Source organism: Variovorax sp. Soil_C_33, from assembly GCF_057656935.1.
On record NZ_JBDGJK010000064.1, the window covers coordinates 1 to 240 of the forward strand.

The 240-nt window shown below is 65.4% G+C and carries 1 protein-coding gene; it reads left to right on the plus strand.

What is annotated here, in order from left to right; translation table 11 throughout:
* Positions 1 to 240: adenine nucleotide alpha hydrolase family protein (locus AC3A6B_RS29940; protein WP_487840257.1), on the plus strand; the 240-nt coding region annotated here is incomplete at both ends.

A 240-nucleotide genomic window follows, 5' to 3' on the forward strand; every position in this document is an offset into this window, starting at 1 on the left:
CAAGGTGATCGCCGCCGACAGCCCCTCGCTGGCCGAGAACTTGGCCGAGAACGTCGCTGCGCAAGTTCTCGCCATCGCCAAAAACTACAGCCACATCCTGTTCCCGGCCACGGCCAACGGCAAGAACGTGGCGCCGCGCGTGGCGGCCAAGCTCGATGTGGCGCAGATCAGCGACGTCACCAAGGTCGACAGCCCCGACACCTTCGAGCGGCCGATCTATGCGGGCAACGCGATCGCCAT